We start from the raw sequence: 19,552 nt of genomic DNA, 5'->3' as shown, positions 1-19,552 counted from the left end.
AATAATTAAAATGATATTATTTTATGATAGTCATAGGTAAAACCTATTAGCGACTAAAGGAGAAAAAATGACAATCAGACATCTCAAAATATTTATTGCTGTAGTAGAAACCGGTAAGATGAGTGCTGCTGCTGCAAAATATTTTATTACACAACCGACAGTGAGTCAGGCAATCAAAGAATTAGAAAAATATTATGGAGTATTGTTATTCGAGCGAATATCAAAAAAGCTGTACATAACTGAAGCTGGAAAAAATCTACTTATCTATGCGAAAATAGCGGTAAAGCAATTTGACGAATTAAATGAATATATGTTTACTGCAGGCCATTCAGAAAAAATACGTATTGGGACAACAATAACTGTAGGATCTTGCATGCTGCCGTCTATTATAAATCATTTTAAAGAACGAATACCTCAGGTGGATACATATTCATATATGAATAATACAAAATCCATCGAAGATAAACTTTTGAAGGCCGAACTAGATATCGGTATTGTGGAAGGGCAGGTAAAAAGCCACGATTTAGTAAATATGCCTGCTGTAAAAGATTATCTTGTTATTGTATGCAGTAAAAAGCACCATTTTGCGGGACGTAAACAAATCTCGATAAAAGAGCTAGAAAACGAAGCTTTTGTAATGCGCGAAGAAGGAAGTGGCACGAGAGAATTATTTGAGAATTATATGCTAAAAAGCGATATAAAATTGAAAATAAATTGGGAAGTAACCTGTCCGGTTGTAATAAAAAATATCGTATTAGAGCATAATTGTCTTGCAGCAATATCAATAAGGCTAGTAAAAGAGGAGATAAAAAGCGGGCAACTATACGTTATAAAAAGCAAGGAAAATGCTTGGGACAGATCTTTTAACATCGTCTATTATAAGAATAAATATATAACCGAAGGCATGAAAACGTTAATTGAAATCGTTAAGGAATATAACAATGCCGATATTTTAAAAAATATTTCAACCGGAACTCTAGTAAATAACGGTAGTATCTAAAAAACACAGGAGCGCATTGCTCCTTGATAAGCAACATCCCCGTGCAAGCTAGTGGTATGCGCGCACCTACGTGAATGCCATTAGTTTGTACGGGGAATTTCATTTTGGAAATCAATAAGCAGGATTGCTTTCACTTCCTTATGTACGGCCTATTTAAACTAAGATACGACACGGGTCTGAGTACTTTATATGCTTAGTCGTACCGCTAAATAGCGGCTGCTTAAAACCAGCTCATATGGTCTTACAGCAAATCCGCAGGCTTGCGTCTTCACATAAATTGGCCCTGTTTTAATTAATGAGCTAAGAGGTGTAGCAAAAATAGAATTTTCATCCTATTTTTGCTACACCTCTTTTTTAGGGATTAAGCCATATCTTTGCGTTATTTTAATGTCTTGACTGGCTTTTCTTTATGTTCGCGATAATCTGGACAGCTTCCGACGAAATCAAATATTGATAGGTAGTATCCGGCACTAAAGAACGTAACCCTTCCCAGTTAACTTGGCGAATGAATTCCCTTGCTTTAGAAGCGCTTATATATTCATCGTCAACGCTAACACGCGGCATTTCTTCCAATGTGTTATAATCCTGGATGAAAGTCCTTCTCCAGGGAGGCTTTCATCCACCGCAAAATTTCTGAGCGACTCTTTAGCTAATGAACCGGTGCAATCATGACATCATCCTGGTATAACACCACTGTATAATCCACCTGAGCATCAAAAGTCAGGGCAAAAGGCTCCAAGCTTACGAACCGCTTCAACCTGTCTAGTGCACGTCAGAACTATTACCTGTTCCTCAATACTGCCCCACGTCATCCTTACATTCCTCCATGTTCCTCACTGCATCACTATCCACTGGTTCTTATTCATGCTCATGATCCCGCGGCGAATCCGCGCCCCGACCGGTAACATCACTGATTTTGGCACAGGCAAAATCAGACAGCAGTGCGATAGTAGAAGGCTGACCCGCCAGTGTTTCCCCATGTAATATCACACCATTAGCGGTTTCGATATATTTTACCGGAAGGCTCCGCCTGAAAACTTTGCCTGTTTTATGGTCGCTTACTTCTACAGTAATATCATCAGCCTCAATTCTATCTAGATTATCGGACTGTCCATAAGCCTCAGCCCACTGCTCCAGCATCTTGGCAGTGCTCTCCAGGTATGCGTTATGTAGTTCCTGCCGCCATAAAGTAATCAACGTATCATAATCTGCCGTATCTTGCGCTAATTTACCTAAAATTTCCTGGCAAAACTTATCAAACTCTTGTTTCAACTGAAACGGGATGTCTTTGCTCATAACTTCATCTCCTCTACAGTATTGAATACGCCGCTTACTTTCGTTTAAACACCCAGTCATACTTATCATAAGTCGCTCTGTCCCATGGCGCCACTTCCGGCCTGATTGCATCACCCCGTTTGCTCCATTGCCTCCCAGTCCGGTCAGCTTCTTCATAAGTGTCGAATATGCCGGTCAAGCCTCTGATGCCTGATAGGGGATTGGTAAAAACCAAGCCGTACCCTTTCTGTTCTTCCGTAAATTCAAGTTCCTTATACATCTCATCCTCCCTTTTACTTCTTGGATAGAACGGACAATCACTATGTATACACATATCATTGTTAACAAACTGAGAACATTCGTATCTACTCTCGTTGGATTCGTCAAAAAATCCAAATTTTTGTTTAGCAATCTCAATGGCAATCATGGATTCTCGTTTGCAGCATCTCGGTCCGCCAAGCTTGCTAATAGCCATCAGTGCGTGTGCGGTCATCAGGTTGGCTTCACCCCGCTCCTCTTTTGAGTATGGGGTGACCTTTTTAAGCACCGAATACGCAATCCCCACACCGATGCAAGCCCCGCATGTTCCATGGGTGCCGCATATTCCGCCGAATATCGCCTTCCCCCGCGCTATGGCCTCTTTGATAGCAGGAATATCTTTTTTGTTTATACTATTCCCATAGGCGGACACCAAAACGGCTGGTACAATACTGTGATATTCCGGTCCGTGCATATGCAGCTTCTTCAAATCAAAAATACATAATGCCAGCTCGACTGGATCGGTTAAATCGGAGTCAATGCAAATTTGCTCTACAAGCTCCAATACATCTTTTCTATGGCATTCATCGCATACATAATGACCTTCACAACAAAAGACATTAGTGCTTTTTTCTTTTCCGCAGTAAAAGCAATTGGCCCTGACAAACATTTCAGAGATATAATATAACTCTCGTCCGCATACCATGCAGCCGGAAATGTGATCTGCATTTGAACAACAGCTATTATGATCCATTAACTTCACCTACACATTAGTTAATTATCTGATTTGACACTATCCACACACTCTTTTATTTTTTGATACTATTGCCAACATGTTCTAAACTAACCGCCCTGTGTAATACTCCCTTGTAAACTTTTTAATCAGATAACTTCCAAAAAAATAGAATTTTATGGGATCATTATAAAAACTGCATCCACCTCAAATATTAGCCCAATAAATCTAATATTTAGGTGGATGCAGTTCCATTTCGCCCTACTTAGACCGATTTTCTAGCCAATAGGCCATAAAAATCTTCTCCGACATCAATAGCTTTTACAATAAAACTGGCTTGAGCGAGCAATGAAATTACTTCCTGCCTGTCTAGTCGATGCGCAACGGGTGGCCCTTGAGGCATTTCCCGCTTTTCCCAATCAATTAACGCCAGCTTTCCGCCCGGCTTTAAGATCCTGTTCAGTTCAAAAATAAATTGTTTTGCATTCTGTGCTTCATGCAAAACAAAAAAAACAATTTCAACATCAACTGAGCCATCGGGGAGGCCAAAATCTTGCTCATCAATTTTGATCGTTTCAATATTGGGTACTCCGCATAACTTTGCTCTCTTACGAACTTGCTCTATCATTTCATCCGATATATCCATCGCCAACACTTTGCCTGTTAAACCTACGACAGAACTTGCCGGAAAAGTAAAATAACCAATTCCTCAGCCGACATCAGCAACGACATCGCCATTTTCTAAGTCAAACTTATGCAAAATCTCATCCGCCGGCAATGATTTTCTACGTTCCGGATTATCTAGTTTTGCAAATGATTTTACATCAAATTTATGATGCATAACGACCTCCCCTTCAGCCAAGTATGGATTAGTGACCGCAGCAGCCACCACCGTGTCCATGGTGATTGCCACCACAAACATGTTTTTGACCATCTTCACCTATTTTTATTTTCTTCATGCTACCACACTTCGGGCAAGCAATTTCATACACATGCTTACCGCCTTCTACAAGGCTCAACTTCCCAAATATGTCCACAATCTTGACATTCGAACTTGCGATTTTTAACCATATACGTTCCTCCTTGTATTATAATAGTGTACCCCTCAACTAGAGCAAAAGTAATCTTTTGTCTAGCCGCATTGAGTATTCTTTGAAAGGTTGCCCGCGATACACCCGTGGTCGCCGCACACGCAGCCTGATCCATTCCGGTCAAGTTCTTTAACCTTATAGTTTCTAATTCTTCAACTAATAAGGTTACTACCCTTTCTTCATTTGCATCTAGGGGAGTAAACTGACAACGTCGTCTCGGCATTTAGCCACCTACTACAAATGGGCATATGCCCATTTGTAGTATATACCAACAGATATGAAATTACAATAAAAACTATATAATCAATATGTTTTCCACTACAATCTTTTTATAATACGCCCTAGTGATAATTGACCTATCCTAGAATACTAAAAAGACAAAGCCTTTTTAGGGCATTTATCTACACAACGACTACATTTTAGACAATCACTATTAGTAAATCCCTCTATAGTTTCTTTTGCTGTATAAGGAGATAATTGAAGCGGACATGCCGTTGTACACAGTTTGCAGTCAATACAGGATTTTTCTACTTGTAAAGGCATGGGCTTTTTTCTAATACTAAACCAGCTTGCCAAAGTTCCCATTGGGCAAAAGGAACACCAAGTACGTTGATGATACATTACTCCTAAAACAATCCCTCCGACTGTTGTTATTAGAATTATCCGGACAAATACTGCTCCTATGGCAGAGAATTTGCCCCAAGCATAATACATCTGTACCGTAAAAACTCCGATAACAAAGAAAACCATCAATATCCGAAAACTCTTACTGCGGAAAAGCATCGGTATTGGTTTCTTGGGCGATATTTTAGCAATAACATTATCATAAAAACTGCCACGAGGGCAGAAGTTTCCACACCAGTAGCGGCCTTTAAAGGGGGCCAGCAAAACCGGGGCCACTGTACGAGAGTCCGGGGTTACTTTAAACCATGCCGCGTACATAGTCGGTAGGACCAGGAGCGTTAATACGGTGGCGCAGTTCTTCGATGCGATTTTCAGGAACACTGATCTCGATTTCCCGGTCACCATCCTCCACTAGGGTGAGGACGGCCTGCCCGGCACTGACAACCTGCCCGGCTTCGGCGTTGACGGCGAAAATGACGCCCGCGCTATTGGCATACAATGTGCTGTAAGCTAGCTGGTTGGCTCCCTGAACATATTGGGCAGATGTTTGCTGCACGGCAGCGACAGCCGAATCATAGGCACTTTGATACTGGTCAAGCTGGGCCCGGCTGATTGCATTTTGGTCATATAACTGACTGTAGCGGTTCAGGTTGTTTTCAGCCAATTTTTAACTGGGACTGAGCGGAATATACCTGAGCAGCATTTGAATTTACCGCTTGGTTAAGATCTTTTGGATCAATCTCCATAAGGACGTCACCAGCCTTCACCACACTACCCAGATCAACATGGCGCTTGATAATTTTTCCGCTGACCTGAAAAGCAAGCTGACTTTCGTAGCGTCCCCGGACCTCGCCTGAATAGGTGTATTCCTGTGCGGCGTTTTCCATTTTGACTGTGGTTGTCCGGACTAAATCAACTTCACCTGCAACCGGTTGGGGCTGATGATGTCCTTTCCATACCATGCCGCCGATGATACAGATACTTAACACGGTTGCCAAACCGTAAACTATTTGCTTTTTTGGCAGTTTGCTTAGACATTTTAACTGTCGCATTTTTAGATCTCCCTATGCGATTTCGTAGATTGACGAATTGAACCACGGGTTTTTCATAAGAAACGACGTGAATCAACTGCCCATTACGAATCAATTCAATTTTACCCAATTCTTTGCCTTCCCATTTCCAGGTTTGGATAAGCTCGCCAACGAGCTGTTTTATTTTACTTCGTGGTAACGCCGGATCAGCCACGACAGGTATGCCTTGAATGATCATCGCACACATTGCTATTGTTCCTCCCGCTGATTAGGCAAACTTTTGGAAAACGTACCCGACAGGCTGATAACAGCTAACAATCCCATACAACCGGCCAGCGTAAAGAAGATGGTAGTAACGGTTCCACCGGATACATTGTGCAGAGTATCTAAAATTAGCGGCGAAGCAAATTGTCCTAAAAAAGCAGCACTAGACACAACCGCCATAACGGCAATATTCTTTCCCATAGGTGCATAGGCAGATGCCTTATTGATAATGAACGGATAGGCCCAACCACTTCCGAAACCGGCAATAATAATTGATAAAATGAGTATTGTTTGGGAGTAACATACGCCCAGACCGCTGTAACCCACAGCCATCATCAGCAACATACAGCAGGGAAGCAAGCGATTCAAATACTGGCTCGCCGCCTTAAGACTAAATCCTCCTGCAAACATGCTTACGGCATTGATGGCGAAGAGAATGCCAGCGAAACTGGAGTCACCGATGTTTCTACTATAAATGAGCAAGGAAAGGTTGGTAACAATTGCATAAAAAGCCAGCATAAACAGAAACGCTGCAAATGCCCAGCCGTAAACCGGACCAGGAAGAGCGGTTTTATTGTGTGCTTCAGCTTGCTTTTCCGGAGATGGAATACCTTTGATAAATAGTGCGACAAGCACCAATACAAGAATGGCAATTAAATAGACATAAAAAACGTAATGCCAGTTGATCAAGGCAAGCATTCCTGCTCCAAGATTGCCGATAATGGCTCCCAGGTTATTGGCCGAAAAGGAATAGCCCAGCATTTTCATTCGTTCGCCACCCTGATAAAAATCGGCAATCAGCCCGGTTGACAGCGGTAAAATGATACCGGTTCCTGCGCCCAGTACTGCACGGAAAACGAGCAACGGAATAAGCGAGTCAGTAAAAGCAGCACCAAATCCGCCGATAATATATACAACCAGACCGGCTAGCAATAACTTTTTTTTGCTTATACGTGAACTTAATATCCCTGACAGAATGGAAAATGGGACAATAAATAGCGGTGGTACAGAGAGAATCAATTTAATCATAGTTTGACTTTCACCTGGAAACGCCTGAGCGATTTCTCCTAGTCCCGGAGCCACTGCGGCTCCAGCCATGATAGTGAGAAGGGAAATAGAGAGAAGAGAAATTTTAAACATACAGTAACAGACTCCTTTTTGTTATATTAAAATAAACTATTATAATACTGAACTAATGTTCAATATTGTTCAAAAAAAAAAAAAAAATTTACACAATTACAGAATTTATTCCGTAAAAGTATTGCTGCATAAAGAGTTTCATAATATGGTCCGCCCATTTTTCATCCTTATAATGTCTGGCTATTTCGAACAGGCCTTCCATAAAATTATTGGCCAATATGTGAAAAAAGAAATCGTCCATTTTTTTTTCACTGTGGATTAGCTTTTTCTGTAATTGCGTCTGTATATGAATCTGCGTAAGCCGGATAAGTTCTTCTCTGGCATTTTCATATACGGTACCTTTGCTTTTATCGATTAGAATGATAAAGGGTTTGCGGTTGTTTTTTAGCATACTAAAAATAAAGGGTAGCTCTTCTTGGAAAAACTTGTCATATCCAGGATTGCTCTCTTGTGAACTTGCTGTAGACAATATTTTTTGAAAAGAAAGATAAGTAGGGTTGACAACGGCAGCGAACAACGCTGCTTTATTCTTGTAATAGGTATAAATAAGCCCTACAGGTATGTCTGCTTCCTGGGCAATATTTCTCAGGGTAGCGGACTGATAGCCCATTATATAAAACTCATCAATCGCTGCCCGGTATATATTTTTTTCTATTTCTTCTTTCAAGACCTGTGCCATAGCTTCCTTACACCCCAATATTGAACTTGCGTTCAATATAGCACAGATATGATACAGTTGTCAAGATATTCCGTTTCAACTGGTTAAAAATAGTTATTCCGCCTTTTCAAGTTCCGGCTACATCGACTTTATTGAAATACTCCCATAGATTCAGCACTGTCGCCGGCTTGCTTTGGAGTCATCAAGTTTACAAATTAGGCACCAAAAGAGAAGATAACTATTTTTTAAATACAATAGTCCGTTACAGATTTCCCCCATTCAAAATAGTCTCGCATAAAGCTTACTCTCGATTTGATAAACATTTCGTGACCAGCCATTTTCGATAGTTTTTCTCGCATACTATATATGAATGTCCCAATCTTTTATTTTGGTCCAAAAAAGCAATATTTTGATACCATGGCAATTGTGCAAGTACCTCTTGCACAATTAAAATATCTGGAAAAGCAACTGCAAGCTTCGCCATATATTTTAAATTACGAACAGAATGGCCCTTTGCTGTTGGAAATTCCAGTTTTCGTTGGATTTGGAGATTCATGAACTTTGCAATCAATGTGTATGCGCGTATGATGCCAAGTGCCCATGACGATAAACCCGTCATGATTCAAGTCAAACTCAAATCTTGTAGACTTATTCCTTGCAATTTCTGGCTAAAGAGTATAATAAAAATAGATGGAATTAAAAAGTCGCCGTATCCTGAAAGTGCTACCAACACTCTCAGGCACGAGCAGGTGGTTAAAGCACCTACACGTAACAGTTACCTGTCCACGACGATACTTATTATTATACCGTGCAGCCGCCCTTGATTCAAGCGACGGTATGTTCGGTCATCCAAATTCGTTCGGACAAAACTTCGCGGCTGTATGCAAATTTGCATAACAAGTAACAGGCAATAGCGGAAAGCAATGTGTTCCGCAGATGCTTGTTTATGTATATGCTAATGATAAAGCAAGCGCATGTGTAGGTCAAAGAGACCTGTCATGCGCTTTTTCATTTCCTTCTGAAAAAAATTTACAGGAGGAATCATCATGAGTAAAGGGATGCACGTTTTCGAAACGGCCATACGGGACCTTGAAGTCATGCATAGTGAAGAAAATCTACGGGATCTCGATAGTGTCTCCGGCGATTATTATGCTACCCATCAAAAGCTAAAACAATTACAACAGGAATTAGCCGCTGAATTAACCCCAGCACAAATTAGAAAAGTCCATCAATTGGAAGACTACTGTTTCGAACTGGAATTTTTCGCCGAAGATATCTACTACCACCAAGGCTTCGCCGACGGCATCAGTTTGATGACGCAGTCCCTCATGTGGGAGGCTATCCGAAGATAAAATCAGTTATTCATGTTATCAACAAGCGCCAAAATTTCCTGCATTTTTTCCTTCATAAGCCGGGCATCGCCCCGGCTTTCCACATTAACAATACTGACACATAGAATATCATTTTCTTTTGTAATAATTTCTTAGTACGCATATGTTAATCTTAAGTATTAAATATTCTTTTACATTTTCAATATCCGTTTTCATAACTTTAAGAAAATATTTTTGTTTTAGCGGATAAAGTTCTAAATACCTACTTCCCCATCACATTAAAATGCAGCCAGAGGCCATAATAGACCCCCGGCTAAACCATAGATATAAGCAGTCAAATAGAAAAAATCTTGATAATATGACAGGGATAATATCATATAGTTAATTATCGGTAACCTCTTGAATAATAACAATTGGGGCTTCTAGTAGAATTTAACGTATCCACTCACACCAGATGTAACCGTACTTCCACTTTTATGAACTCTTCAATCACTTTTTTGAGCTCTCCATCCTTATTTTTCTTAAAGCGAAAATGTGGCTGAAAGTACTGGAAATCAAGGATTTTCGGATATTTTTCGCCGTAGCAACGCAATACTCTCGACGTGAAACGTAAGTCGAACATTTTTTATTTTTAATAGTTTATCATTATTTATAATTACCTACAATGTAGTAAAATCAGCAGTTTTTGTGGAAACAATTTTATTTATTATTACCTATGGTTATTTGCAAAAATATATAAATACTTCCTCACCGTGGGCAACAGGTGGGCAATGCCAACAATAAAAGGGATAGAGAAGTAATGACTTTTGTTGTCGGCATTGCATTTACAAAAGAGGACAACCGCTTGGTTTCAATAATTTAGTAAATTTATAACCACAATATTGACAAACGTAAACTTCTTTACGCATCATAGAAGCATAGCCTATTATTTAAAATTGAAACAAGAAAGGGATAACTACAACCACAAATACCAAAACTGTCCATATTATTTTCCTTAGAATATCAATTTTCGTATTATACTTATTTTGCTACTCGTTAGGACAATTCCTTGTTAATCAACAAGATAACGATTTTACTACTAAAATTACATTCAGAGCCCGCCCCCCCTCATTAAAATAATTGGAGACCCTTTGTTGCAATAATTTACAATTTTTGCAGGAATATAATGGTTGCTCGTGGTAGTGTAGTTATATAATGTATTAAGCATTTATTAATTATATAGTTTGAGCTATAACGTCATTATATTAATAAATTTATCTTTGATAGTGTAGCTTAATAAAATTAAAAGGAGATATGTGTTATGCGATTATTGCACGGAGTGGAAAAAAGCACTAAATATTTGCTGCGCTCAAAATCATTTGATTTTGCTACTAATTATAATAAAAAACCATCAGAAATTCATAGTTTTGTCTGGAAGGGGCACCCTTTTTATTATCGAACTGGAACATCTGATACTGATGTAATCGACACAATTCTAATTAAACCGCAACACCGTTCTGAATATTTTATTAAGGACAACAACGTAAAAACAATTCTTGATATAGGTGGAAATATTGGCACCGCTTCTGTATTTTTTGCTAATCTATATCCTGATGCCAACATATACACTTTTGAACCTATGCCTAATAATTTTAAACTTTTAGAAAAAAATGTTGCGGGGTATCCTAAAGTTAACCCTTATAATGTTGCACTTGGAAATAAGAGTTATCAAACTTCAATCTACCATTCTCCTGAAGAGGATTGTAAAGGTAGTTTTAGCTTACTTACCCCCAATAAATCAGGGTGCCACACAGACATTCAAGTGAAAAGCGTAGCTGAATTTATAGCGGAAAACGAAATAGATAATATTGATATTATAAAAATTGATACAGAAGGGGCGGAATACGATATTTTAGCAGCCATTCCTCCGCAAATATTGTCAAAAACAAAATGGATTATCGGCGAATTACATAATTATAAGAATTGGGAACTACTTAATCTTTTAGAAAAAGATTTTCACATCGGTGTTGATAAAGGAGTAGATTGTAGTTTAGCAATATTTACCGCGCATATTAAATCATAATTTTTTTACAATAAATGGTTTTATTCATAGTCAGTAGTAGCTGATTTTTATAATGCCTGTAAAACAGAAATGGACAATGTTTCCTATAGAGTATAAAAAGTAGGTATGTATATCACATAAAATGTGAACTTTATATAATAGTTCACATATATTGTTAACTATATACTACATATTCTATATATAATATAATACTTGTCCTCTTGTCCTATATAGTATATAAATATAGATAATATAAGGGTTTAAAGTAGGGACAAGATTTGTGACAAAAATTAGACTTGTCCCTACTTTAAACCCTTGCTTTCGTGTAAAATAAAAAAAAGCTCCTATCTCAACAATCGGCTGAGATAGGAGCTGCGTCATTAAAATGGCACCGTCAACCTGGCATCATCAGTTACTTCGTAAGCGGCATAACTTCAAAGCTGATGATTTTATCGAAAGACAGATACTCTGTACTTCCGTCCACCCCATCGGTAAACTCATAATGTGTAGTGCTTGTATCGCAAGATGCAACAGTCCGGTTATGCCAGTTCACAAAATCATCTGCCGAAGAAACCTTATACTCGCGTTCGCTGGAATCACTCATGATTATTTTCAAGACTACTTGGTTGTTAACATTCATCGTTTTAAAGCTAATAATTTTGTCAAAGGCCAGATATTCTGTACTACTTTGCGTACCAACTGTTTTGTCAAACGAATAGTAGTTGGTTCCAGTACCAATAGTGCGATTAAACCATGCAAGGAAGTTATTGAATTCATCGGTGTTTACTTCGTATTCCCGCTCGCTAGAATCGCTCATAGTAATACGCAATAATGCAGTTCTGCTTTCGGCCGGAGGTGTAAAATCTGAAGTCCAACGAGCAATTTTGCTAATGCGGAATTCATCAAAATAAACTTTTTTTACCGTCACTACATCTTCATGTGTATAGCCCCCAATAGCTATTGGCTGTGTATCTGTACTTGTCAAATTTGCATTAGACTGTTTCTGACTATCCAATTTACCATCAATAAATAAATTAAAGACATTATTATATCGTACTAATGCGATATGATGCCAATTATTTAAAGATAAAATTGCCGTAGAATTCATGTATGGAGAATTAGGAAGCGCTCCTGTGCTATTGTTATCGAGATAAGAATAAACCTTTACGTGATTATCACTACCTAGCATAATCCCAAGGAAATTATCAAGATGCCAAGACCTCCCGAATAACCAATCATCCGATGATTGTTCAGTGTATACCCAAAAATCAATAGTGAAATCTCCTACCCCAAACTCTACTAAATTAGTATTGGGACATTGTAATATTGCTCCATCTAAATATAACGAACCCGTTCCAATCTTTTTCTGTTCACTATTATTACTACCTGCGCCAGTATAATTTTTAAAACTCCACTGATTCCCACACTCATCCTTCAAACCATCATCAAAATGTAATAACGATACGGTGTATTGATCAACTTCATACATAAAATATTACCTCCAAATTTTTTTGAAATCGACATAACCAAGGATCTCTTATTTTAGTTGCGTGTATCCTGTATATCAGCTTTCACATATATACATTCTTTCAAGCTGATTTTTTAAACGAGCTAGACCACATTTTCGCAAATTAAATACATCCTGCGGTGTAACCCCTAATTCGTGGGCATACTCCGTCAGGCTGTATCCTAAAACTATCGTTTTTATTATCGCTTGTCGCTGTTTAGTTGAAAGATTGGCTAGTGCCTTACAAGGTCTTTGCCGTAATAATTTTAGCTCTACGACTTCGGCTACATCTATATGAGCTGGTGATTCAAAACAGCTTTCAATATTTTCATGATTAACATATCGTTGTTTCTTTCTAATCATATTCCATACGGCATATTTGACACGGCTTTCAACGTATCCCGGCAATCGCACCCCTTTGTTTGAATCATATGTTGCAAATGCTTCAACAACTGCCAACCATGCTTCGGCTTTTTCATCATCTGCTTTATTCCAAGTATATTTTTTTACAAGTGGTGCAAAGTCCAGAATCTCCAACGTGTCCCTCCCATAACGTTAATTACTTAAACTTTATCGCTTCCCACCGGAGGCGATATTCCATTTCATTATCTTTATAATTTCTGCCAACGTCTACGCCAATACGGTCATGCCGGATTCCGATACCAATATCCTTATTGCCAGCATAAATGTCAATCCCACCGGATGCCGTGTTATCTATAATCGTTGGCTGCACATCCATTTTAAAGCTGATTGTGCTATTCTGGTCTAGTGTTACCTGCCCCTTTTCAAGCTTCTGAGACTCACCCTGTAGCAAATCAAAAGTATATGGCTTACCATTAACAGACACATTCACCTTTGCCGGATCAGCAGTTAGCCTCACATCCGTGGGATCTACTTTTTCAACAGTCTGGCCAGTCGTTGGGTCTGTATAAACTAAAACTGGCTTATCAACATACTGTAGTTTAGTTGTCGTCGTGTCTGTGCCTTGCGCTTGGATAATCGTCGGCTGCTGAACAATCGTATTGGTCTGCGCCGTTTTTGAGCGGATCTCATCTTTAAAATTTTCGTAGTCCTGTTTAACAGCTAGGAACCCACGATAAACAAGGAAAATCAAAAGGCAGACCAAAATGATTTTACATATGATCTGCCAGTGAGATTTTATAAAATTCCATAATGAAGTGATGTATTTCATTACAACACCCCCAAGGCACGTACAACAGCAGCACCTACCTGCCAGATAATAAATGCCCCACAAACTAAAGCAACTTGCCACGAAACGCCATGTTTAGCCCTGAAGTTTTCAGCGAAGGTGATTTTTTCTTCCTCTAAATTTCGAACTTCATCCTTCACTTCTTTTGCAGCAGCCTTTACCTCATCTTCCGCATCAGCTAATTTTTGTTTCATCGAAGCCAGCGCATCAGGAAACACTTCAGCCCCTGATTCTTCAAACTGAACTATAACCGCTTTCATGCCTTCAATATCAGTTTGTACAGGCGTTTCAGGTGCCACTACAGGTTCGACTACAGCCTGAGTCATATCAGTAACTATGACCGCACCCGCCGTCTGTAATTCTAGAATAGCCGCTTTCAGTTGTTCTGCTGTCATGGCAGCAAGTTGTTCATTTGTGTATAACATTTGTCATTCCTCCAATAAAAATTTTAGGCGACTCGCTTGAGCCGCCTTTTTAGTCGTATAAAATATTACCGTCAAAATTCTGTCCATTAATATTAAGGCTGTCGGTATACTGCCACATATAGCCCATAAAATCGTCAGTAGAATTATATTGAGCATTCCACACAGCACACCCAAGGTTTTGCCAATCAATATAATCCATAAGCCAGGAATAAGACGCATACACGCCACAATTCAGTCCTAGATTATCTATAAACGCCTTACAAATAGCCGTGGTATCTTCTGTACTGAAAGAAAAACCATGATTGGCCTTATACTGGTCTGCATCTTCCATATCAAAAAATACGGGCAAGTCAAGTCCTACACCTGCACTGTCAATTGCTTCTCGACAGTTAGCTGCTTCTTGAATCGCTTCATCCGGGGTTAAAGCATAGCTGTAATGATATGCACCAACCTTCAAGCCAACCGCCCTTGCTCCGGCAACATTCTCCACGAAATTCCCGTCAGTTGAATGTAATCCATATGAGCAGCGAATCATTGCAAACTCAATCCCTGCATCCTTCACGGCCTGCCAATCTACTGTGCCGTTGTTTTCTGATACGTCAATACCTTTCATTATTCGAACCAACTCCTTTTGTAATTATCCTTTTTAGTTATGTTATTCTGCTGGTTCACTTATTGTTATTTGGCTTTTCGCCTAATTTTGAATTATGTTCGCTATCGGTCTGGTAAACAGTCCACCCAGCCTTTGCCAAGCCTAGAATTGAACCAAAGCCCAACATGATAGCACCAATACCTTGCCAACAACTTGCCAAATCAAACTTTGTTCCGCGTAGACCGTTGCTCCAAAAACCGTACAACCACGAAAACCCAACAATGCATAAAAACATCATCCAAATAATCGTAAGAAATATAACAAGCGCAAGCCAATTAGCCTGCGCCCAGTTGCAAAAACGTATGAATTTGTTTTTCAATGTTTCATCCCTTCTTCCAACCCATCAATTCGATGATGGGCCGATTTCGTACTTTCCTCCACCCTTACAAGCCGTTTATCCATGTCCTGCCTGGCTTCTTCTGTTTTTTCAATAGCATTTTTCAAATCTATAATTGTTTCTTTTAATGCTGTAATGGCACTGCCAAGAGGCTTTATAACAATTAGATTGATTCCGCCACCAACAAACACGGCAATCGTAATCAGTTGAACTAAATTGCCTAAATTTATCTCCACGCCTCGCCCTCCTCTAGCATAAAAAATAGACGCCTACGCGCCTTGTACTGCTGACAATTTTTCTTTCCATTCTGCTGACAGTTTTGTTCGAGCTGCTACAATGCTATCTAAAGATTTACCGTTTAGCTGTGCATCTATTGCCGCATCTCGTAAGGCGGCTTGCTTCGCAGAATACTCGGCGTTAATGGCGGCGTATTGCTGCTGTGTTGTCGGCCCTGGCGGCGTATACTCAACCAGCTTTTTCGTGGTCACATCAACTTTACGTGTTGCCTGATGCTGCATCCAATCGTCGTGCTCGGCCTCAGTAATTTCAATATAAGGCGTAGGAATAGCGGACAGGTCAATCGTTGTGCCAGTCTGGACTGTCCCAGCAGCCTGTGTAACTGTCTTCGTGACTTGCTTCCCCTCGGAATCAATGACCGGATCGCCTTTGTCATCAAACTCTGGTGTCTGCGTAATAATTGGCTCGGTGTTATAAACCAGAATCTCTTTGCCGTGGACAGCATCACAATAAGGTGCGCCAATGATTAAGCCCGTCGCATCATAATGTAAATAATAATTCATGGTTACCTCCTTAATTGCCTATAGCATGGCAAACGCCACCAGCAGTATTAACATTGCCTTGCGGATTATACATTTCGAAAACAAAACCAGACAATGACCAATTGTAAGCGTTAGATGTCATCTGTCCTGATTGATTGCCTACATTTGCTATACTAGCCAGTACAGCAATAACCTTGTTAGGAAATTTTAGCGGAAAAGTAATGTTGTAAGTATTTGCATTACCTCCCCCCACATTTGCTGCAGGAATATAGACAAATTGCTCAATATCTCCGTTTGACCATTTGCGCCAATAATAATTTGTGCCTGAACCAGACGCGACAATTGAAGTTACTTGGTCTACCGTAGCGACTTGTTTATCATTCGAGTAGATTTCAGCAGCCCTGAACGGTCTATATACGGCGTGAGTATAATCTACTAACCTAACAGTACCATCGCTACTCATGTAAAAATCATTAGCGACAACGTCCGACATATCGAACCGGTAGCTAGGAGGATTGGCAGTAGTTCCTTTCACACTAAATATATTTGCAGTAGCACCTCGGGCTGTATCTGCATTACCGCCATTAGCAGGGGCTGAACCGGCAGTAGTTGCATAGTTTACAGATTGATTGCCGATATTGCCACTATGGATGAATTCATACAACGTTCCCCAAGTATTACTATCGTAATTCTGTAATCTAAACCCAGCACGAACACCATATTTACTAAAGACCAGTTGATTACTAAGTTTTACATCATCACCACCATAACCACTCATCCACAAGCAATCAGCCCACCCCCATGTTGTCATCAGCATCGAGAGTCTTAACTTGTTACTACCATAATAACTTGGTATTTGACTTCCACCACTTATATATTCAGCAGTACAACCAGCAGCATATCCACCATTTGCAGGAGCAGAACCAGCAGAGCTTGCATAGCCTGCACTATCCGCCTGCGCTGCACTCCCTACCTTCCCAGTCACAGCAATTGTCACGCGATCATTAACCACATCAGGTATAAAGGCAATATTTGCACCCGAAGCAATTTCCAAGGTGTCTGTTTTACTGTCCGCTTGAATGGTTGTGTCACCGACTTTTACGCTACTAAATGCATTTTGGTTGACTTCTGCACCTTCGGCAATACCAGCCAATTTATTGTGTTCGGCTGCTGTTTCAAAACCGTCACTTGACGACGTAGCCGCATCATGGGCATGCGCCTTAGGTGCAAAATCAGCGGCTGTTTTGCCGTTGACCATTCCAGCGTTTAAATTTACATTTTCCACACCGTTCGATACTGGGATATTTCCGTTTGCATTGCCTGGTGTCAAACCTTTGACGGTCCCGGCATCAACGATTTGATCACCCTTTAGCCCTTCAAAATTTGTCCGCAGTTCATCTGGAGCACCCGACAAATACCCTGCGTTCTCCGGCTTTGTTGCATCATAAGCCATTTATTCACCACATCCTTTCAAATTTAATACCCTCTTGCCCGCCAATCTAATGTCCCGCCTACATCAACATTGTTGTAATTTAAAATTTGAACATTAAATCCCAATTTATCACGATTCGTTATCTGAGCATGAACGTCTGTACCAATGGCATACGGCGTAACCACTGGAATAATATAAAAATCTGTATCATAAGTAATCCGAACACCACCGACCGGGACTGTTGCTGTTCCGGCTTTTTCAATGTCTGGTAGATCAATCATGACATTGAAATTATTAACTTCAGGCGTTTTGGCTGTATTCGTTGTTGCCAAGTTCACCCTAAGTTCGATGTACCGAAATACAAATTTTGAAGGCAAAAAATCAAGCCAAACACTCCAATTGACATTATCTTGGCTTGTCCGCATTTGCAAAACCGCCGTAGTGTCTCCCTGATACTTTACAGTGCTAAGAAACTTAATACTGATATTGGCCGTAATTACCCGGCCTACGTCAATTTGCTCACAACTGTATACCCCGTTTGGCTGATAGGTGCCATCCCCATTTTTCTTTAGACGCAGCACTTGAAGACCACCAGTGTCCTCGAAGGCCAGTGCAGGATAATCACTCCACCGACCGCCAATGGTCTGCCAGTTGATACTGGACTGGCCAAACTCCGTATTATTGTGAGTACCGGACTTCATTTCAATTTCATCAAATGACTGGACAATATTTTTTGGTGGTAAATCAGTAACGGTTAGTTGCTGATCAACGGCGTGAATTGAATATTTATTACTTCGGTTAATCGCCTTAATCCAATAGTGATAGATCCCGTCAAAATCGACTTTGTAAGTGTGTGAATTTCCGGTTACATTGGTGGCAATAAGCTGGCCGTATTCAAATGTCCAGCCTTCCCGAATCTCAAACCCGACAACATCATGATCAACTGCTCTATCCCAGTACAGCTCCACATATTCGCCATTTTGCTGAACGATGAAATTCTGAACATCCTGTGGTTCCAAGGTTGCATATAAGCTGGCTGAAGCTTCATCTGAAGAATATTTTGCTGTGTTGAATGCTTTGATCATGACTTTCACATTGCCAGAAGTATTGTCTGGCCTGAATTGATAATTCGTGTTGCTGGTCTGTATCAGAACGGTTGCCGTTTCCCACGTCCAGCCATAACGAATTTCATAGTACATCAGATCAATTTCACTAATTCCAGTCCAGGTAATGTTTATCAAAGACCTGTCATTTTCATCCTGTACAAGTTTGATATTTGTTACAGGCGAAGGATTCAAATCCCATTCTGCGCCGAAACTTGCTGGATACAAGCTGTATTTCCCGGCTACTGTCACGGCTTTAATCCACCAGGTATGTTGGCCTTCATCTGGTATTTTAGCATCGAAAAACGTCGCCTGTACTCTGTCACCAACCACTACGCCTGAATCCCAACTAGCTCCACGCCGAATCTCAAAGTACTGAATATCTAAACTTAATGGGTTGCTCCATGTAAGATGCACGATTGATCGGTCACTGATAGACTGTGAGCCCGTAAACTCTGTTACGTCATAGGCTTCAATGAATGTGGCTATAGAAACATTCGACACGTTGGAGTAGTAGCCAGCAACAGTTCTAGCGCGAACCATAATGTTGTAGCTACCTGACGCGGGGATTTCCCACTCGTAGGACGTCGCCTGGATAAAATCAATATAGGTGCCCGTATCCCAATCATGGCCATAGCGCAGTTCATAACCTGCAATGTCA

General features: G+C 40.1%; 24 protein-coding genes and 1 pseudogene. 3 read left to right on the top strand and 22 right to left on the bottom strand.

Annotated features, from left to right (window positions below; translation table 11 throughout):
• Nucleotides 1-67: 67 nt before the first annotated feature.
• Nucleotides 68-1,000 carry a LysR family transcriptional regulator gene (locus Ga0466249_RS16615; protein ID WP_215830604.1) on the top strand — a complete coding sequence of 311 codons (933 nt, stop codon included), beginning with the start codon at nt 68-70 and terminating at the stop codon, nt 998-1,000.
• A 384-nt stretch (nt 1,001-1,384) separates the two neighbouring features.
• On the opposite strand, the gene Ga0466249_RS27820 is transcribed toward Ga0466249_RS16615, so the two are convergent.
• From Ga0466249_RS27820 to Ga0466249_RS27815, 12 genes are all read right to left on the bottom strand, one after another.
• Nucleotides 1,385-1,573, bottom strand: coding sequence for a nucleotidyl transferase family protein (locus Ga0466249_RS27820; RefSeq protein WP_215830603.1), 189 nt, complete (start codon nt 1,571-1,573; stop codon nt 1,385-1,387).
• Nucleotides 1,574-1,858: 285 nt separating this feature from the next.
• Entirely contained in the window at nt 1,859-2,296 is a 438-nt protein-coding gene (locus tag Ga0466249_RS16605) for a hypothetical protein (protein WP_215830602.1), read from the bottom strand.
• A 34-nt stretch (nt 2,297-2,330) separates the two neighbouring features.
• Nucleotides 2,331-3,287: a DUF5714 domain-containing protein gene (locus tag Ga0466249_RS16600; RefSeq protein WP_215830601.1), complete on the bottom strand. Its 957-nt coding sequence runs from the start codon at nt 3,285-3,287 to the stop codon at nt 2,331-2,333.
• Between the two features lie 244 nt (nt 3,288-3,531).
• The gene (locus Ga0466249_RS16595; protein ID WP_215830685.1) at nt 3,532-3,972 is read right to left on the bottom strand and encodes a class I SAM-dependent methyltransferase; all 441 of its coding nucleotides are present in this window, start codon (nt 3,970-3,972) and stop codon (nt 3,532-3,534) included.
• Between the two features lie 3 nt (nt 3,973-3,975).
• Nucleotides 3,976-4,167: a hypothetical protein gene (locus Ga0466249_RS16590; RefSeq protein WP_215830600.1), complete on the bottom strand. Its 192-nt coding sequence runs from the start codon at nt 4,165-4,167 to the stop codon at nt 3,976-3,978.
• A 95-nt stretch (nt 4,168-4,262) separates the two neighbouring features.
• On the bottom strand, nt 4,263-4,580 hold the full coding sequence (locus Ga0466249_RS16585; protein ID WP_246588810.1) for a DUF134 domain-containing protein: 318 nt from the start codon (nt 4,578-4,580) through the stop codon (nt 4,263-4,265).
• Nucleotides 4,581-4,726: 146 nt separating this feature from the next.
• Entirely contained in the window at nt 4,727-5,299 is a 573-nt protein-coding gene (locus tag Ga0466249_RS16580) for a 4Fe-4S binding protein (RefSeq protein ID WP_215830599.1), read from the bottom strand.
• Nucleotides 5,280-5,645 (bottom strand): efflux RND transporter periplasmic adaptor subunit, encoded by a 366-nt coding sequence (locus tag Ga0466249_RS28045; RefSeq protein WP_246588809.1) that lies wholly within the window; start codon nt 5,643-5,645, stop codon nt 5,280-5,282. The genes Ga0466249_RS16580 and Ga0466249_RS28045 overlap by 20 nt, the downstream gene beginning before the upstream one ends.
• On the bottom strand, nt 5,638-6,033 hold the full coding sequence (locus Ga0466249_RS28040; RefSeq protein ID WP_246588808.1) for an efflux RND transporter periplasmic adaptor subunit: 396 nt from the start codon (nt 6,031-6,033) through the stop codon (nt 5,638-5,640). The genes Ga0466249_RS28045 and Ga0466249_RS28040 overlap by 8 nt, the downstream gene beginning before the upstream one ends.
• 228 nt (nt 6,034-6,261) lie before the next feature.
• A complete protein-coding gene (locus Ga0466249_RS16570) occupies nt 6,262-7,416 on the bottom strand; it encodes an MFS transporter (RefSeq protein WP_215830598.1) in 1,155 nt (384 codons plus the stop codon).
• A gap of 88 nt (nt 7,417-7,504) precedes the next feature.
• Nucleotides 7,505-8,095 carry a TetR/AcrR family transcriptional regulator gene (locus tag Ga0466249_RS16565; RefSeq protein WP_215830597.1) on the bottom strand — a complete coding sequence of 197 codons (591 nt, stop codon included), beginning with the start codon at nt 8,093-8,095 and terminating at the stop codon, nt 7,505-7,507.
• Between the two features lie 280 nt (nt 8,096-8,375).
• On the bottom strand, nt 8,376-8,630 hold the full coding sequence (locus Ga0466249_RS27815) for a DUF1016 N-terminal domain-containing protein (RefSeq protein WP_215830596.1): 255 nt from the start codon (nt 8,628-8,630) through the stop codon (nt 8,376-8,378).
• Between the two features lie 490 nt (nt 8,631-9,120).
• Here Ga0466249_RS27815 and Ga0466249_RS16555 point away from each other — a divergent pair, with 490 nt between their 5' ends.
• Both Ga0466249_RS16555 and Ga0466249_RS16550 read left to right on the top strand, forming a co-directional pair.
• Nucleotides 9,121-9,426: a hypothetical protein gene (locus Ga0466249_RS16555; RefSeq protein WP_215830595.1), complete on the top strand. Its 306-nt coding sequence runs from the start codon at nt 9,121-9,123 to the stop codon at nt 9,424-9,426.
• A gap of 1,279 nt (nt 9,427-10,705) precedes the next feature.
• Nucleotides 10,706-11,467, top strand: a complete 762-nt coding sequence (locus Ga0466249_RS16550) for an FkbM family methyltransferase (protein ID WP_215830594.1) — start codon at nt 10,706-10,708, stop codon at nt 11,465-11,467.
• A gap of 391 nt (nt 11,468-11,858) precedes the next feature.
• Here the strand turns inward: Ga0466249_RS16550 and Ga0466249_RS16545 are convergent, their stop codons facing one another.
• The 10 genes and pseudogenes from Ga0466249_RS16545 to Ga0466249_RS16500 form a co-directional block, all read right to left on the bottom strand.
• The gene (locus tag Ga0466249_RS16545) at nt 11,859-12,935 is read right to left on the bottom strand and encodes a LamG domain-containing protein (protein WP_215830593.1); all 1,077 of its coding nucleotides are present in this window, start codon (nt 12,933-12,935) and stop codon (nt 11,859-11,861) included.
• A 75-nt stretch (nt 12,936-13,010) separates the two neighbouring features.
• A complete protein-coding gene (locus Ga0466249_RS16540; RefSeq protein WP_215830592.1) occupies nt 13,011-13,490 on the bottom strand; it encodes an RNA polymerase sigma factor in 480 nt (159 codons plus the stop codon).
• 22 nt (nt 13,491-13,512) lie between these two features.
• Nucleotides 13,513-14,145 carry a hypothetical protein gene (locus Ga0466249_RS16535; protein ID WP_215830591.1) on the bottom strand — a complete coding sequence of 211 codons (633 nt, stop codon included), beginning with the start codon at nt 14,143-14,145 and terminating at the stop codon, nt 13,513-13,515.
• A complete protein-coding gene (locus tag Ga0466249_RS16530; RefSeq protein WP_215830590.1) occupies nt 14,145-14,588 on the bottom strand; it encodes a hypothetical protein in 444 nt (147 codons plus the stop codon). The genes Ga0466249_RS16535 and Ga0466249_RS16530 overlap by 1 nt, the downstream gene beginning before the upstream one ends.
• Nucleotides 14,589-14,637: 49 nt before the next feature.
• Complete coding sequence (locus tag Ga0466249_RS16525) at nt 14,638-15,201, bottom strand: GH25 family lysozyme (RefSeq protein WP_215830589.1); 564 nt, start codon at nt 15,199-15,201, stop codon at nt 14,638-14,640.
• 55 nt (nt 15,202-15,256) lie between these two features.
• Nucleotides 15,257-15,559 carry a hypothetical protein gene (locus tag Ga0466249_RS16520; protein WP_215830588.1) on the bottom strand — a complete coding sequence of 101 codons (303 nt, stop codon included), beginning with the start codon at nt 15,557-15,559 and terminating at the stop codon, nt 15,257-15,259.
• Nucleotides 15,556-15,813 (bottom strand): hypothetical protein, encoded by a 258-nt coding sequence (locus tag Ga0466249_RS16515; protein ID WP_215830587.1) that lies wholly within the window; start codon nt 15,811-15,813, stop codon nt 15,556-15,558. The genes Ga0466249_RS16520 and Ga0466249_RS16515 overlap by 4 nt, the downstream gene beginning before the upstream one ends.
• A gap of 33 nt (nt 15,814-15,846) precedes the next feature.
• Nucleotides 15,847-16,377: a hypothetical protein gene (locus Ga0466249_RS16510; RefSeq protein WP_215830586.1), complete on the bottom strand. Its 531-nt coding sequence runs from the start codon at nt 16,375-16,377 to the stop codon at nt 15,847-15,849.
• A 10-nt stretch (nt 16,378-16,387) separates the two neighbouring features.
• Nucleotides 16,388-17,809, bottom strand: coding sequence for a gp53-like domain-containing protein (locus tag Ga0466249_RS16505; RefSeq protein WP_215830585.1), 1,422 nt, complete (start codon nt 17,807-17,809; stop codon nt 16,388-16,390).
• A 23-nt stretch (nt 17,810-17,832) separates the two neighbouring features.
• Nucleotides 17,833-19,552, bottom strand: a pseudogene (locus tag Ga0466249_RS16500) (hypothetical protein); the annotation flags it as partial.

Source organism: Pelorhabdus rhamnosifermentans, from assembly GCF_018835585.1.
Classification (GTDB): Bacteria; Bacillota; Negativicutes; order UMGS1260; family UMGS1260; genus Pelorhabdus; species Pelorhabdus rhamnosifermentans.
Note: the sequence above shows the minus strand (reverse complement) of the source record. Positions and strands in the feature narration are given on the sequence as shown.